Source organism: Arthrobacter sp. M2012083, assembly GCF_000281065.1.
GTDB lineage: Bacteria > Actinomycetota > Actinomycetes > Actinomycetales > Micrococcaceae > Arthrobacter.
Genome location: NZ_AKKK01000029.1, coordinates 35223 through 49206 on the forward strand (window position 1 = coordinate 35223; position 13984 = coordinate 49206).

Sequence of the window (13984 nt, forward strand, 5' to 3'; positions counted from 1 at the left end):
GATTGCTTGGCTAGATAGAGCTATGAGTGCAACGTCCATCAATCTCGCTGTCATCCCTGGCGACGGCATTGGCCCTGAGGTCATCGCCGAAGCCGTCAAGGTCCTCGAAAAGGCTGTCGCCGCCGAAGGCGTTGCCCTCGAGTTGACCAACTACAAGCTTGGCGCCCAGCACTGGCTTGAGACGGGCGAGACCCTCCCGGACGAGGTCCTGGACGACCTCCGAACGCGTGATGCCATCCTCTTCGGAGCAGTGGGCGCAGCCCCGGGTGATACCCGCATCCCTTCCGGAATTATCGAACGCGAGATGCTGCTCAAGCTCCGCTTCAGCCTGGACCACTACGTGAACCTGCGCCCGTCCCGCTTGTACGGCACCGTCGGCAGCCCCTTGGCAAACCCCGGAACCATCGATTTCATTGTGGTCCGCGAAGGTACCGAAGGTCCCTATGTGGGCAACGGTGGCACCCTGCGCGGTGGAACGCCCCACGAAGTGGCCACGGAAGTCTCCCTCAACACAGCTCACGGTGTGGAGCGCGTCGTCCGCGATGCCTTCCGCCGCGCCAACGAGCGTCCGCGCAAGCACGTCACGCTCGTTCACAAGCACAATGTGCTGGTCTTCGCCGGGCACTTGTGGAAGCGCACGGTCGAGGCCGTGGCCCGGGAATTCCCCGAGGTAACCCACGACTACCTCCACATTGACGCCGCCACCATCTTCATGGTGACCGACCCCTCCCGCTTTGATGTCATCGTCACCGACAACCTGTTCGGCGACATCCTCACCGACCTCGCCGCTGCCATCACCGGCGGCATCGGCCTGGCGGCATCGGGCAACATCAACATGGACCGCACCGCACCGTCCATGTTCGAGCCCGTCCACGGCTCAGCCCCGGACATCGCCGGACAGCAGAAAGCCGATCCCACCGCGGCCATCCTCTCCGCAGTGCTCCTCCTGGACCACCTTGGCTACACCACGGCGGCCCGAAAGATCGAAGCGGCAGTAGTCGCCGACGTCGAAAGCCGCACCGGTGAGCCACGCAGCACGGCTGCTATTGGCGATGCCATTGCGGCCGCACTTTAGGCCCATTTCTCAGGCGTAAGCTTGTGTTGAATTATTTACCTGCTTCCCTGGTCCATCGCTGAACCACACCCTTTTTTGGGGCCCGGTTCGCCCTGCCAGGTAGCTGACTGTGGAGGAAACATGACTCAGACTGCCCATGGCGTCGAATTCAGCCAGCAGCTTTCGGAAACCCCGAAGTCTGCTGAGGAGCGTGCAGCCGTCCTGGCGAACCCAGGCTTCGGCGACTACTTCACCGACCACACCGCCGTCGTCGACTACAAAGTTGACGCCGATGGCAATGGCGGTTGGCAGAATGCCCGGATCGAGCCCTACGGACCCATCTCCCTGGACCCGTCGGCGGCTGTCCTGCACTACGGCCAGGAAATCTTCGAGGGCCTCAAGGCCTACCGTCACGCTGACGGTTCCGTCTGGACCTTCCGGCCCGAAGCCAACGCAGCACGGTTGAACAAGTCCGCGCGTCGCCTCGCCCTCCCGGAACTGCCCGAGGAATACTTCCTGGGTGCCATCCGCGAACTCGTGCAGGCCGACAAGGAATGGGTTCCTTCCGGAGACGGCGAAGCCCTCTACCTGCGACCGTTCATGATCGCCACGGAGGCCTTCCTGGGTGTTCGCGCCGCCCGCGAAGTGTCCTTCCGCGTCATCGCTTCCCCTGCCGGCAACTACTTCGGCGGCGAGCTCAAGCCCGTTTCCATCTGGATCTCCCGCGAATACGCCCGCGCAGGCCGTGGCGGAACCGGTGCAGCCAAATGCGGCGGAAACTACGCAGCTTCACTGATCGCACAGCAGGAAGCCGAAGCCAACGGATGCAAGCAGGTATTGTTCCTGGACCACTTCAACGACGACGCCGTGGAAGAACTCGGTGGCATGAATGTGTTCTTCGTGATGAAGGATGGCTCCTTGGTGACCCCGGCCCTCAGCGGCACCATCCTTGAAGGTGTCACCCGCATGTCCGTTATTCAGGTGGCCAAGGACATGGGCCGTGAAGTCACCGAGCGCAAGATCACCCTGGACGAATGGCGCGACGGCGTGGCTTCCGGCGAGATCACCGAAGTCTTCGCTTGCGGCACCGCAGCCGTGATCACGCCGATCGGTGTGCTCAAGGACGCCACCGAATTCATCGGCTCCGAGGACGCGACAGCCGGGGAAACCACCATGGCCATCCGCCAGCAGCTCCTGGGCATCCAGACCGGAACCGTCGAGGACACCCACGGCTGGCTGACCCGCCTGGTCTAAGTCTTCGGCTCAACAGAACGCACGACGGCGGCCCTTCCACGTGGAAACAAGCGGAAGGGCCGCCGTTCTGCTTCCCCGGACGCTCTCTCACCTCCTTGGGGTTTGAGCCGGACGCTCTCTCACGTCGCGGTGGGTGGAACTCGATCGGCGACGGCGGTGCCTCGGTGAGGGGATATGAGTGAGGGTTGGTTCAGTGCCAAGATGGGACAGTGACTTCAGAATCAATGGCGACGTCCAATGACAGCTCCTTGCAACGCAGCAGCGAACTCACCCGCTTCCGGTTGGCCCCCAACCCGGGCCCAATGAGCCTGGACGGCACTAACTCGTACGTCATCGGCGCCCTTGGATCCCCTTATGTAGCGGTGGTGGACCCGGGCCCTGAAGACGAACAACATTTGGCTGCGTTGGCATCGGCAGGTGTTGTGGACGTAGTTCTCATTACGCACCGGCACGCGGACCACACTGAGGCGTCAGCGCGTTTTCACCAGATCACCGGGGCGCCTGTCCGTGCCGCATTGCCGGAGCATTGCCATGGCGGCGAACCGCTGATGGACGGCGAGGTCTTGACGGCGGGCGGCGTGGAGATCCGCGTGGTGGCCACCCCGGGTCACACCTCGGACTCCGTCTGCTTCCATCTCCCGGATGACGGCCCCAGCGGATCCGTTCTTACCGGCGATACGATTCTGGGCCGCGGAACCACTGTGTTGGATTACCCGGATGGTCGGTTGGGCGACTACCTTGCAAGCTTGGACAGGCTGGAAGCGATGGGACCCGCAACTCTGCTGCCCGCGCATGGGCCCGTGCTCCCGGCCCTGGACGAAAAATGCCGTGAGTACCGCGCTCACCGTGAGCAACGGCTCGACCAAATCCGGACGGCTTTGAAACACCTCGGTACGGATGCATCCATCGCTGCGGTCACGGATGCCGTTTATCCCGACGTCGACCCATCCGTCAGGTGGGCAGCGGAGACTTCCGTTGCAGCCCAGTTGGATTACCTCCGAAGCTAAACCCGGACTGTAGGCTTGAGCCCATGCGTATCGCCCGGTTTGTAGTTGATTCTGATCCCCTATACGGCGTTGTTGAAGGCGAGCCCGGCAGTGAGGAAATCACTGTCATCAACGGCGACCCCTTCTTCAACGGCGTCGAACGTACCCATGTGAAGCACAAGCTGGAGGACGTGCGGCTCCTCGCCCCGATCATTCCCCGCAGCAAGGTTATTGGCGTTGGCCGGAACTTCGCCGAGCACGCCGCCGAGCTCGGCAACGAGGTTCCGCAGCAACCGCTGCTCTTCCTCAAGCCCAACACCTCAGTCATCGGTCCGAACGATCCCATCATCCTTCCTGAGTTCTCGGAGGAAGTTTCCTTCGAAGCTGAGCTCTGCGTAGTCATCGGCCGCATTTGCAAGGACGTTCCCGAGGACCGCGCGGATGATGTTATCTTCGGCTACACCTGCGGCAACGACCTCACTGCCCGCGACGTCCAAAGGACCGACCTCCAGTGGGCCCGCGCCAAGGGCTTCGATACCTCGGCTCCGCTCGGCCCGTGGATCGAAACCGAGCTCGACCACGAAGACCTGTCCATCCAAGGACGCCTTAACGGTGAGCTCCGCCAGGACGGCAGCACCAGCCAGATGATCCGGGGCGTCCGCGAGCTCGTCTCGATCGTTTCGCACGCCTTTACCCTGCTCCCGGGCGACGTCATCATGACCGGCACCCCGGCCGGCGTCGGCCTGGTCAGCGAGGGCGACCGCTTTGAGGTGGAAATCGAAGGCATCGGCAGGCTTTCCAACCCGGTGGTTCGCCGCTAGGCGCCCAGCCTGGCCTAAACCTCGACGGCGGCACGCACCTTTCGCACGAAAGGTGCGTGCCGCCGTCGAGCGTTTCCATACGGGAACCCAAGGCAACGCCAAGCGGTAAAGTTGGAACCACTATGACTACTGCTTCTGCGTCGAACGCTGCCTCCAGCGCCATTCCTGCCGTCAACGCCGAGACTCCGGTCCGCGTCCGTTTTTGCCCGTCACCGACGGGAACACCGCACGTTGGCCTGATCCGCACCGCCCTGTTCAACTGGGCCTATGCACGCCATACCGGCGGCAAGCTGATTTTCCGCATCGAGGACACGGACTCCGCCCGCGACAGCGAAGAGAGCTACCACCAGCTGTTGGATGCGCTCAAGTGGCTGGGCATCAATTGGGATGAGGGCGTAGAGGTTGGCGGACCGCACGAGCCATACCGGCAGTCGCAGCGTGGCGATATCTACCAGGACGTCATCGCCAAGCTCAAGGCCGGGGGACACGTCTACGAGTCCTACTCGACCCCGGAGGAGATCGAGGCCCGCCACAAGGCAGCCGGCCGCGACCCGAAGCTGGGCTATGACGGCTTCGACCGGCACCTGACGGATGAACAGCTGGCGCAGTTCAAGGCCGAGGGCCGCGAAGCTGTCCTGCGTCTCCGTATGCCGGACGAGGACCTGACATTCAACGACCTCGTCAGGGGCGAGATTACCTTCAAGGCAGGCTCGGTTCCCGACTTTGCCGTCGTCCGCGCCAATGGTGCCCCGCTCTACACGCTGGTCAACCCGGTGGATGATGCCCTCATGGGAATCACCCATGTCCTGCGTGGCGAGGACCTCCTGAGCTCCACTCCGCGTCAGATTGCGTTATACCGTGCGCTCTACGCCATTGGCGTGGCCGAGTACATGCCGGAATTCGGCCATCTTCCCTATGTCATGGGCCAGGGCAACAAGAAGCTTTCCAAGCGCGACCCGGAGTCGAGCCTCTTCCTTCACCGTGAGCGAGGGTTCATCCCCGAAGGCCTGCTCAACTACCTGTCCCTGCTTGGCTGGTCGCTGAGCGCGGACGAGGACATCTTCACCGTGGAGCAGCTCGTGGCTAACTTCGACATCCATGATGTCCTGGGCAACCCCGCCCGTTTCGATATCAAGAAGGCCGAGGCCATCAACGGAACGCATGTGCGGATGCTCGCGCCTGAAGATTTCAAAGAACGTCTGGTTCCCTACCTCCGTGCTGCCGGCTTCGTGGGGGAAATCCTGACTCCGCGGCAGGAGGAAATCCTCGCTGAAGCAGCTCCTCTGGTCCAGGAACGTATCACCCTGCTGGGAGAAGCTCCCGAGATGCTGGCTTTCCTCTTCAAGGCCGATGATGCCATCGATGTTGCGGAGGATGCCCGCAAGGGTCTCCCGCAGAACCTGGAAGAAGTACTGGATGCTGCCCTGGCAGCGCTGGAGCCCATCGGGGAGTGGACGGCAGAGAACATCCAGACCGCGCTCAAGCAGGCTTTGGTTGAGGACCTGGGTATCAAGCCGCGTGCGGCGTTCGGTCCTGTGCGCACTGCCATCTCAGGACGCCGCATTTCACCGCCGCTTTTCGAGTCGATGGTGATTCTCGGCAAGGATTCCTCGCTGGCCCGCGTCCGCGCCTTCCGCGGCTAGCAACGGAAGCAGTCATGGCTATCTCAAGTACTTTCGGCACCATCCGCGGTGTCCTCTTCGACATTGATGACACCTTGGTGGACCTTGAGTACGCCATGACAACAGCGCTCCGCGATGTCAGTGAGCATCTCCTGCCCGGCCTGGACCAGGCCGGGTGGGTGAAGTTCGGGCGCATCTTTACCCACGAAACCACGCACTTCTACGACCGATACCTGGCCGGAGAGTTGACGTTCAACGAGCAGAGGCTGCTGCGTGGCAGGGCCGCTTTGGGCCACTTTGGTGTGGAGCTTCAGGACGGCGAGGAGTCGCAGGCGTGGGTAGCCGAGTATCATCAACGCCAAACGGCGTACGTCCGGGCTTTTGACGATGTAGAAGGCGTACTGGACGCACTTGATGCCGCTGGCATTCCCTACGGTGCGGTCAGCAACAATGTGCATGATTACCAGCGGGCCAAGCTGGATGGCGCAGGCCTCTCAAGGATCAAGGTCCTCGTGGGCACGGACACGGTAGGTGTGCCCAAGCCGGATCCGGCGATCTACCTCGAGGGCGTGCGCCTGCTGGGCACCCTTCCAGGCGAGACCCTCTATGTGGGTGATAACAGGTTGCTTGATGCCGACGGCGCAACGGCAGCGGGACTGATTGGTGTGTGGCTCAACAGGACGGCAGAGGTGGTGGAGGAGTTCACCGGCCGCCAGGTGGACTCACTGTCGCGGTTGCTGGTCAGGGCGGCTACCCCTGCGTAAGAACCGTGTGATGCAGGTAACGGCTTTCCGATTTGTGCAGGTGGCAAGACTCCGGTAGAGTCATTACTCGTGCTGAGGGGCACGGAGGGAAAAGCTGAGGGAAACCAAAGCGCTGAACTCCGGTCCGAAAGCCACTTTGGGATATGGTGTAATTGGCAACACTACGGTTTCTGGTACCGTCATTCTAGGTTCGAGTCCTGGTATCCCAGCTCTGAAAATCCGCGTAAAGACGCTGGAAATTCAGAAGTTTCAGGTCGCTGAGTCGATTTGGAGCGTAGCTGAAAGTATGAAATACTCATTCAGCTTGATCGCCGGAAACGGTGACAAAAAGTGCAAGGCCCCATCGTATAGCGGCCTAGTACGCCGCCCTCTCACGGCGGTAACGCGGGTTCGAATCCCGCTGGGGTCACAAACAAATCCCCCGGAACCACGGTTCCGGGGGATTTCTTTTTCCCCATTTCCGCCGTCTGTGCCTGCGCCGCACCTGTGAGGGGGATCGGGCTGGCATGATGATGCTGTGACCGCAAATGATGATGAGACAACGCCCCGGGCTACCCAAGTTGCCCAAGGTGCGGCAACCGCCGTCGAGGCCTTGGAAGCTGCCCGCGCGGAACTCGCGGCCACAACCCTTCCGCTCGCGGTGCCGGAGGTCCGGGAAGCCCGCCAGTGGATCCGTGAGTCCCTGGCGCAGCTCGACGACTACGTCATTCCCCGCTACCGCAGCCTCGACGCTCCGCTGCTGGCCGTCGTAGGCGGCTCCACCGGCGCAGGCAAATCCACGTTGGTCAACGCGTTGATCGGCTACCCGGTGACCCGTGCCGGTGCTATCAGGCCCACCACCCGCCAGCCCATCCTCCTGCATCATCCTGTGGACGCCGGGTGGTTTGAAGGCCACCGGATACTTCCCAACCTGGACCGTATCCGTGGCACCGTATCTGCGAGCCCACTGCCGGCGCATCAGGCAGGGGCCGCTCCGGACGCGCAGGCCATCACGTCTTTGGTACTGGTGGGACACGAGTCAGTGCCCCAAGGCATCGCCCTGCTGGACGCACCTGACGTCGACTCCATCTCCGATGACAACCGCCGGCTCGCCGGTCAGCTGCTTGCTGCCGCTGACCTCTGGGTGTTTGTCACCACGGCAAACCGCTATGCCGACGCCGTACCGTGGCGCCTGCTCTTGGACGCAGCTTCGCGGGACATCACCGTAGCGGTGGTCCTGGACCGTGTGCCCGCGGCTGCGGAGGATGAAGTCAGCACTGATCTCCAGGCAATGCTTGACCGGCAGGGGCTGGCGGATGCGAAGCTCTTCGTCGTTCCGGAGAGTGCGTTGGATGAACTGGGCATGCTTCCTGAGGCGTCCATCATTGGCTTGCGTCAGTGGCTGGGTGCTTTGGCAGCCGATGCAGCCGGACGTGCGGAGGTGGCCAGGCGGACACTGAACGGCGCGGTGAAAGCCGTCGGCATCCGGATGGAGGGAATCGCGGGTGCCGCTGCGGCCCAGGATGCAGCTGCCCACAACCTCCAGGGAACGTGCGTTGCAGAGTATGAGCAAGCTCTCTCACGCATTCTGGAGGCCACCAAGGACGGGGCGTTGCTCCGCGGTGAAGTGTTGGCCCGGTGGCAGGACTTCGTGGGAACAGGGGAGTTCTTCCGGGCACTTGAGCAGAACATCGGCCGGATGCGGGACCGTGTAGGGGCCTTCTTCCGAGGCGAGCCCGCTCCCGCTGTGAAGGTTGAAACCGCGATCGAGACCGGGTTGCAGGCGGTGATCCTGGACGAAGCCGCTAACGCGGCCGAAAACGTGGACAGGCGCTGGCGTTCGGACCCTGCTGGTCGGGAACTTCTTGGCTCCGAAGATCTTTCGGGCACCAGTGAGGGTTTCGATGCGAAGGCCGCAGCAGCTATTCGTTCCTGGCAGGAAGGACTGATGGAGATGATCCGCACACAGGGCCAGGGGAAACGCACCCAGGCCCGGTGGTTGTCCTTCGGCGTCAACGGGCTCGGAGCTGCGCTTATGGTGGTGGTGTTCTCCATGACCGCCGGCTTGAGTGGCTTGGAGATCGGTATTGCAGGCGGAACGGCCGTCGTTGGACAGAAGTTGCTGGAAGCCGTGTTCGGCGAGGACGCAGTACGTCGCTTGGCCCAGCAGGCCAGGGACGATCTGCACACACAGTGCCAACGGCTCCTGGACGACGAGAGGCAACGGTTCCTGGACCGCCTTGAAGCGGCCCATCCGAACTCCGGAGACGACCTCGCCCGGCATGCCCAAGCCTTGCGCCGCCTGGCAGGGGCCGCATGAGCCGCCACGGCCAGGTCCGCGAGTCGTCCCAACTGCAGCGCAGGCTTGAATCGCTCAACACTGCCAGGGAACTGGCTGAGGGCGTCCTGCCGGACCCGGATCTGCAGTCTGTGTATGACGTTTTGGAGCGGGCAACCTCGCGGCGGTCATTGTCTGCAGGGCACACCGTGGTGGGGTTCTTCGGGGCGACGGGTAGCGGAAAATCGTCGTTGTTCAATGCAGTATCAGGCAGCGAGCTCGCGACTGCCACTGCGCGGCGTCCCACAACGTCTGCACCTTTGGCGGGCATCTGGGGCGAAGAAGGCAGCGGCCCTTTGCTTGATTGGCTGGACGTCAAGGAGCGGCATGCCCTTCCGTCGGTTCCCGGGCTCGCCGACGAGAACAGCGGCCTGGTGCTGCTGGACTTGCCGGACTTCGATTCCACCAGGGTGGAAAACCGGGAGATTGTTCAGCGCATGGTGGGCATGGTGGATGTCTTGGTGTGGGTCCTGGACCCGCAAAAGTACGCCGACGCTGCGGTGCACAACGACTTCCTTCGCCCCATGGCCTCCCACGGTGCCGTCACGCTGGTTGTCCTGAACCAGGTGGACAAACTCAGTGCGGCCGACGCGTCCGCGGTCATGGAGTCCTTGGAAGGGATCCTGGCGCGGGATGGACTGGGCAAGGTCCAGGTGCTGAGCGCATCAGCGCTAACGGGCGACGGCGTGCAGACTCTCCGCGGGGCCATTCGGAACGTCGTGGTCCAACGGCAGGCAACAACACAGCGCCTATCAGCAGACGTCTCCAAGGCCGCGGCGGAACTTGCCCGGGCCTCCGGCGAGGGCGAAGCCCGTGGAATCAAGGGAAGTGCGAAGGCCCGCCTGGCGTCTGAACTCTCGACGGCGGCAAACGTGCCGGTGGTGGTGGATGCCGTGCAGCGATCTTTCATGAGGGAGTCGGCCAAGAGGACAGGGTGGCCGGTCACCCGGTGGCTGTTGCGTTTCCGACCCGACCCATTGCGGAGGCTTAACCTGGGTAGGGCTGATACCACGCCTGAATTGAGCCGCACATCGCTGCCTCCCGCGGGTGCGCCGGAGCGGGCGCGGACGGACGCCGCCGTCAGGGACTTTGTTGATGAGGCTTCCGGCGGCGCCCCTGGTCCTTGGCGTGCAGCCATTCGCAGCGTGGCAAGGGACGGTCGGGAACAGCTGCCTGACGCGCTGGATCAAGCTATTGCAGGCACCGACTTGAAGGCGGGCAAGCGCCCCCTGTGGTGGATCCTATTCAATACCCTTCAATGGATTGCGCTTCTGCTCGCAGTAGGCGGCCTTGGGTGGCTGGGTGTGTTGGCCGTGCTCGGCTACTTCCAAATGCCAGTGCCCGAGGTCCCGCGAACGGAGGGGTGGCCCTGGCCTACGCTGATGGTTGCCGGGGGAGTGGTGCTGGGAATCGTCCTTGCCATCACTGGAAGGATTCTTGGAGGCTGGGCTGCCCGGGTCAGGGCATCGGGGGCAGCGAAGCGTTTGAAGACCGCCGTGGCAGCAGTTGCCGAGCAACGGATAGTGGAGCCTGTCGAAGTGGAAATCACGCGCTTGAAAGCGTTCAACGCGGCGTTGAAGGCCGCCCGCTCCAGCTAGGGCCGTGGAGCTTGCAGGCCGTGCAACTTAGAGGGCTGCAGCAGCGTCCCTGACTTTGATGAGTGTGCGCAGGTTCCTTGTAGTCGTGCTGGCTTTGTAGCGTGCCTTGGCCGAGAGCTTGCTGAAGGGGCTGTCCAGCGTCCCGCCGGCGGGAGCCAGCCACGCGGAGGCTTCCGCGCCCAGCCGCACTTGTTCCACGCCGTCCAGCGCTTCGCCTGCCTGAAAGAGTTCATCGAGCATGGCCGTATCGGAGGTGAGGGTGATGTAGCTGTGCGTGGTTTTGTCGTCCGCCGGGTACGGGCACGCGTCCACCAATTCCGCTACCCGTGCGGCAGTAAGGACAACCACCCAGGCATCGTAGCCAAAGGTCTCCCGTAGGCACTTCTCGAACTGCGCCTTGACGTCCTTGGCGCTGAGTTCACTCTGCAGCACCACATTTCCGCTGGCTAGCAGCGTCTTGACCTTGGTAAACGGGTAGTCCTTGAGGGCTGATGCGAGATCGGCCATCCTGATGTTGATGCCGCCCACATTGACGCCGCGGAGGAATACAGCGTAGGTACTCAGGCTAGTCATTGTTCTTGCGCAGCGCTTCGGTCAAAACCCGGGCGGCGTTACAAACTACCTCGGCGTGAAGGCGGCCCGGTTGCCGGGTGAGGCGTTCAATCGGGCCCGAAATCGACACTGCGGCGATGACCCGACCGGACGGTCCCCGCACAGGCGCTGAAACCGAGGCGACCCCAGGCTCCCGTTCGCCGAGACTCTGGCCCCAGCCCCGGCGTCGTACGCCTGCAAGGACGGTGGGGGTAAAGCGGGCGTTTTGCAGCCCTTCGAGGAGGCGGTCGTGGTCTTCCCATGCCAGCAAGACCTGAGCGGCGGAGCCTGCCTTCATGGAGAGTTGGGTGCCCACCGGGATGGTGTCCCGCAAGCCGATGGGACGTTCGGCGGACGCCACGCAGACACGCCAGTCGCCTTGGCGGCGGAAGATTTGCGCACTTTCGCCTGTGGCGTCCCGGAGTTGAATGAGCACGGGGCCCGCGGAGGCAATCAGTCGGTCTTCACCGGCGGCGGATGCGAGCTCCACTAACCGGCTGCCAAGGACGAAGCGTCCTTGGATGTCCCGGCTCACCAGACGATGGTGAACCAGGGCCAGCGCGAGCCGGTGAACTGTGGGCCGGGCAAGCCCCGTGGCCGCTACAAGTTGCGCGAGAGTCGTGGGCCCTGCCTCAAGGGCATCGAGTACTTGGGCCGCTTTATCAATGACACCGACTCCACTAGAATTGTCCATGTAATGATATTGCCGTCTCAATATCTGAGATGCAAGTTGTTTCGCTGGCCTATTTTGCGGCGGTGCTGCTTCAGTGGAACAAGAACAACGCAACAAACCAACCGCAGTGAAGGGAGCAAGGCCGTGGGAAAGACACTGGCCGAGAAAGTCTGGGACGCGCATGTAGTGCGCAAGGGTGAGGGCGAAGGAGCCAATGCCCAGCCAGACCTTCTCTTCATCGACCTGCACCTCGTCCATGAAGTGACGTCCCCCCAGGCGTTCGAGGGCCTGCGCCTGGCCGGCCGGCAGCTGCGACGCGTCGACCTGACCATCGCTACGGAGGACCACAACACTCCCACGCTGGACATCGACAAGCCAATCGCGGACCTGACCAGCCGCACGCAGATTGAGACCCTGCGCGCCAACTGCAAGGAATTCGGCGTCCGGCTGCACTCCCTCGGTGACAAGGAACAGGGGATCGTGCACGTCGTGGGGCCGCAGCTGGGACTGACCCAGCCGGGCATGACAGTAGTCTGCGGCGACTCGCACACCTCAACGCACGGCGCCTTTGGTGCGTTGGCCATGGGTATCGGCACGTCCGAGGTGGAGCACGTCATGGCCACCCAAACCCTGTCTTTGAAGCCGTTCAAGACCATGGCCATCAATGTTGAAGGCACCCTGCGTCCAGGCGTCACCGCCAAAGACATCATTCTTGCCGTCATCGCCAAGATCGGGACAGGCGGCGGTCAGGGATATGTTCTCGAATACCGTGGTTCTGCTATCCGCGCACTGTCGATGGACGCCCGTATGACCATTTGCAACATGTCCATCGAAGCTGGTGCCCGCGCCGGCATGGTGGCTCCGGACCAGACCACGTACGACTACATGCAGGGCCGCCCCCACGCGCCGGAAGGCGCCGACTGGGACGCCGCCGTCGAGTACTGGAACACGCTCAACACGGACGCCGACGCGAGCTTCGACGTCGAAGTTGACCTTGACGCCGATACCCTGGAGCCGTTCGTGACCTGGGGAACCAACCCGGGCCAGGGTGTGTCGCTGTCCGCCAAGGTACCGTCACCGGAGGATTTCGGCGACGAGAATGCCAAGGCAGCCGCCGAGCGCGCCTTGCAGTACATGGGCTTGGAAGCCGGCACCCCCATGAAGGACATCCGCGTGGATACCGTCTTCCTGGGATCCTGCACCAATTCACGCATCGAGGATCTGCGCGCTGCTGCCGACATCATTCGGGGCCGCGAAAAGGACCCCAAAGTCCGCATGTTGGTGGTACCGGGTTCAGCCCGTGTCCGCCTGGAGGCAGAAGCGGAAGGCCTGGACAAGGTCTTCAAGGAATTCGGCGCAGAATGGCGTTTCGCCGGTTGCTCCATGTGCTTGGGCATGAATCCGGACCAGTTGGAACCGGGCGAGCGGTGTGCCTCAACATCCAACCGCAACTTTGAGGGTCGCCAGGGCAAGGGCGGCCGCACGCACCTGGTCTCGCCTGTCGTGGCGGCGGCTACAGCTGTCCGGGGCACGCTGAGTTCGCCGTCGGACCTCGAGTCCGCAGCCGCAGGCACACTGACCGGAATCGCAGTCTAGGAGGATCCCATGGAAGCATTCACTACCCACACCGGCATCGGCGTTCCACTGCGCCAGAGCAACGTGGACACCGATCAGATCATCCCAGCTGTGTACCTCAAGCGCATCACGCGCACTGGCTTCGAAGACGCCTTGTTCGCTGCATGGCGGAAGGACGAGTCCTTCATCCTGAACCAGGCACCGTTCAATGCCGGCTCCGTGCTGGTGGCCGGCCCTGATTTCGGTACCGGGTCATCCCGGGAGCACGCTGTATGGGCGTTGAAGGACTATGGTTTCAAAGCCGTTCTGTCCTCCCGGTTCGCCGATATTTTCCGCGGCAACTCCGGTAAGCAGGGACTGTTGGCGGCCCAGGTGGCTCAGGATGACATTGAACTGATCTGGAAAGTGCTGGAAAACCATCCAGGCACCGAGGTCAAGGTGGACCTGGTCTCCAAGACGGTTGAGTGCGGTAACGTGGTGGCGCCGTTCGAGATTGACGACTACACCCGTTGGCGCCTCCTGGAAGGCCTCGATGACATCGGCCTGACCCTTCAGCATGAGTCGGACATCACGGCCTACGAGGCCACGCGCCCCTCCTTCAAGCCGAAGACGCTTCCGGCGAAAGTTGATGCCTGATAGCCCCCCATACCAGGCCGCAACCCAGCGGATAAAGGACCGGGAGGCCTCCCTCGGGAGCGCCTGCCGGTCCTTTTTCGTTCGCGGGCAACG

At 62.9% G+C, this 13984-nt stretch carries 12 protein-coding genes and 2 tRNA genes; 12 read left to right on the top strand and 2 right to left on the bottom strand.

The features are described 5' to 3' along the window. Window positions 1-22 precede the first annotated feature (22 nt). The 10 genes from A477_RS0114040 (at window position 23) to A477_RS0114085 (ending at window position 10416) form a co-directional block, all read left to right on the top strand. The gene (locus A477_RS0114040) at window positions 23-1075 is read left to right on the top strand and encodes a 3-isopropylmalate dehydrogenase (RefSeq protein ID WP_026005622.1); all 1053 of its coding nucleotides are present in this window, start codon (window positions 23-25) and stop codon (window positions 1073-1075) included. A 120-nt stretch (window positions 1076-1195) separates the two neighbouring features. Beyond that, window positions 1196-2308 (top strand): branched-chain amino acid aminotransferase, encoded by a 1113-nt coding sequence (locus tag A477_RS0114045; protein WP_017199606.1) that lies wholly within the window; start codon window positions 1196-1198, stop codon window positions 2306-2308. 224 nt (window positions 2309-2532) lie between these two features. Beyond that, entirely contained in the window at window positions 2533-3315 is a 783-nt protein-coding gene (locus A477_RS0114050; RefSeq protein WP_017199607.1) for an MBL fold metallo-hydrolase, read from the top strand. 23 nt (window positions 3316-3338) lie between these two features. Then, the gene (locus A477_RS0114055) at window positions 3339-4115 is read left to right on the top strand and encodes a fumarylacetoacetate hydrolase family protein (RefSeq protein WP_017199608.1); all 777 of its coding nucleotides are present in this window, start codon (window positions 3339-3341) and stop codon (window positions 4113-4115) included. Between the two features lie 122 nt (window positions 4116-4237). Continuing rightward, window positions 4238-5758, top strand: coding sequence for a glutamate--tRNA ligase (gene gltX, locus A477_RS0114060; protein ID WP_017199609.1), 1521 nt, complete (start codon window positions 4238-4240; stop codon window positions 5756-5758). A gap of 14 nt (window positions 5759-5772) precedes the next feature. Beyond that, window positions 5773-6501: an HAD family hydrolase gene (locus A477_RS0114065; RefSeq protein ID WP_017199610.1), complete on the top strand. Its 729-nt coding sequence runs from the start codon at window positions 5773-5775 to the stop codon at window positions 6499-6501. A gap of 137 nt (window positions 6502-6638) precedes the next feature. Next, window positions 6639-6710 (top strand) — tRNA-Gln (locus A477_RS0114070). A 127-nt stretch (window positions 6711-6837) separates the two neighbouring features. Beyond that, window positions 6838-6910, top strand: a tRNA-Glu gene (locus A477_RS0114075). Between the two features lie 108 nt (window positions 6911-7018). Then, window positions 7019-8800, top strand: a complete 1782-nt coding sequence (locus A477_RS0114080; protein WP_017199611.1) for a dynamin family protein — start codon at window positions 7019-7021, stop codon at window positions 8798-8800. Beyond that, complete coding sequence (locus A477_RS0114085; RefSeq protein ID WP_017199612.1) at window positions 8797-10416, top strand: GTPase; 1620 nt, start codon at window positions 8797-8799, stop codon at window positions 10414-10416. Before A477_RS0114080 ends, A477_RS0114085 begins: the two co-directional genes overlap by 4 nt. Before the next feature lie 27 nt (window positions 10417-10443). Here A477_RS0114085 and A477_RS0114090 read toward each other — a convergent pair whose 3' ends face one another. Both A477_RS0114090 and A477_RS0114095 read right to left on the bottom strand, forming a co-directional pair. Then, window positions 10444-10980, bottom strand: coding sequence for a DUF1697 domain-containing protein (locus A477_RS0114090; protein ID WP_026005623.1), 537 nt, complete (start codon window positions 10978-10980; stop codon window positions 10444-10446). A gap of 1 nt (window position 10981) precedes the next feature. Then, window positions 10982-11701, bottom strand: coding sequence for an IclR family transcriptional regulator (locus A477_RS0114095; protein WP_014922101.1), 720 nt, complete (start codon window positions 11699-11701; stop codon window positions 10982-10984). 123 nt (window positions 11702-11824) lie between these two features. Here A477_RS0114095 and leuC point away from each other — a divergent pair, with 123 nt between their 5' ends. Both leuC and leuD read left to right on the top strand, forming a co-directional pair. After that, on the top strand, window positions 11825-13276 hold the full coding sequence (gene leuC / locus A477_RS0114105; protein ID WP_017199614.1) for a 3-isopropylmalate dehydratase large subunit: 1452 nt from the start codon (window positions 11825-11827) through the stop codon (window positions 13274-13276). Window positions 13277-13285: 9 nt separating this feature from the next. Next, entirely contained in the window at window positions 13286-13891 is a 606-nt protein-coding gene (gene leuD / locus A477_RS0114110; protein ID WP_017199615.1) for a 3-isopropylmalate dehydratase small subunit, read from the top strand. Window positions 13892-13984: the final 93 nt, after the last annotated feature.

What these genes read in the sequence shown, in the direction of transcription:
- A477_RS0114055 (WP_017199608.1), top strand. Translation starts at nt 3,339, where the DNA reads ATGCGTATCGCCCGGTTTGTAGTTGATTCTGATCCCCTATACGGCGTT.
- A477_RS0114045 (WP_017199606.1), top strand. Translation starts at nt 1,196, where the DNA reads ATGACTCAGACTGCCCATGGCGTCGAATTCAGCCAGCAGCTTTCGGAA.
- A477_RS0114040 (WP_026005622.1), top strand. Translation starts at nt 23, where the DNA reads ATGAGTGCAACGTCCATCAATCTCGCTGTCATCCCTGGCGACGGCATT.
- A477_RS0114065 (WP_017199610.1), top strand. Translation starts at nt 5,773, where the DNA reads ATGGCTATCTCAAGTACTTTCGGCACCATCCGCGGTGTCCTCTTCGAC.
- leuD (WP_017199615.1), top strand. Translation starts at nt 13,286, where the DNA reads ATGGAAGCATTCACTACCCACACCGGCATCGGCGTTCCACTGCGCCAG.
- A477_RS0114095 (WP_014922101.1), bottom strand. Translation starts at nt 11,701, where the DNA reads ATGGACAATTCTAGTGGAGTCGGTGTCATTGATAAAGCGGCCCAAGTA.
- gltX (WP_017199609.1), top strand. Translation starts at nt 4,238, where the DNA reads ATGACTACTGCTTCTGCGTCGAACGCTGCCTCCAGCGCCATTCCTGCC.
- A477_RS0114085 (WP_017199612.1), top strand. Translation starts at nt 8,797, where the DNA reads ATGAGCCGCCACGGCCAGGTCCGCGAGTCGTCCCAACTGCAGCGCAGG.
- A477_RS0114050 (WP_017199607.1), top strand. Translation starts at nt 2,533, where the DNA reads ATGGCGACGTCCAATGACAGCTCCTTGCAACGCAGCAGCGAACTCACC.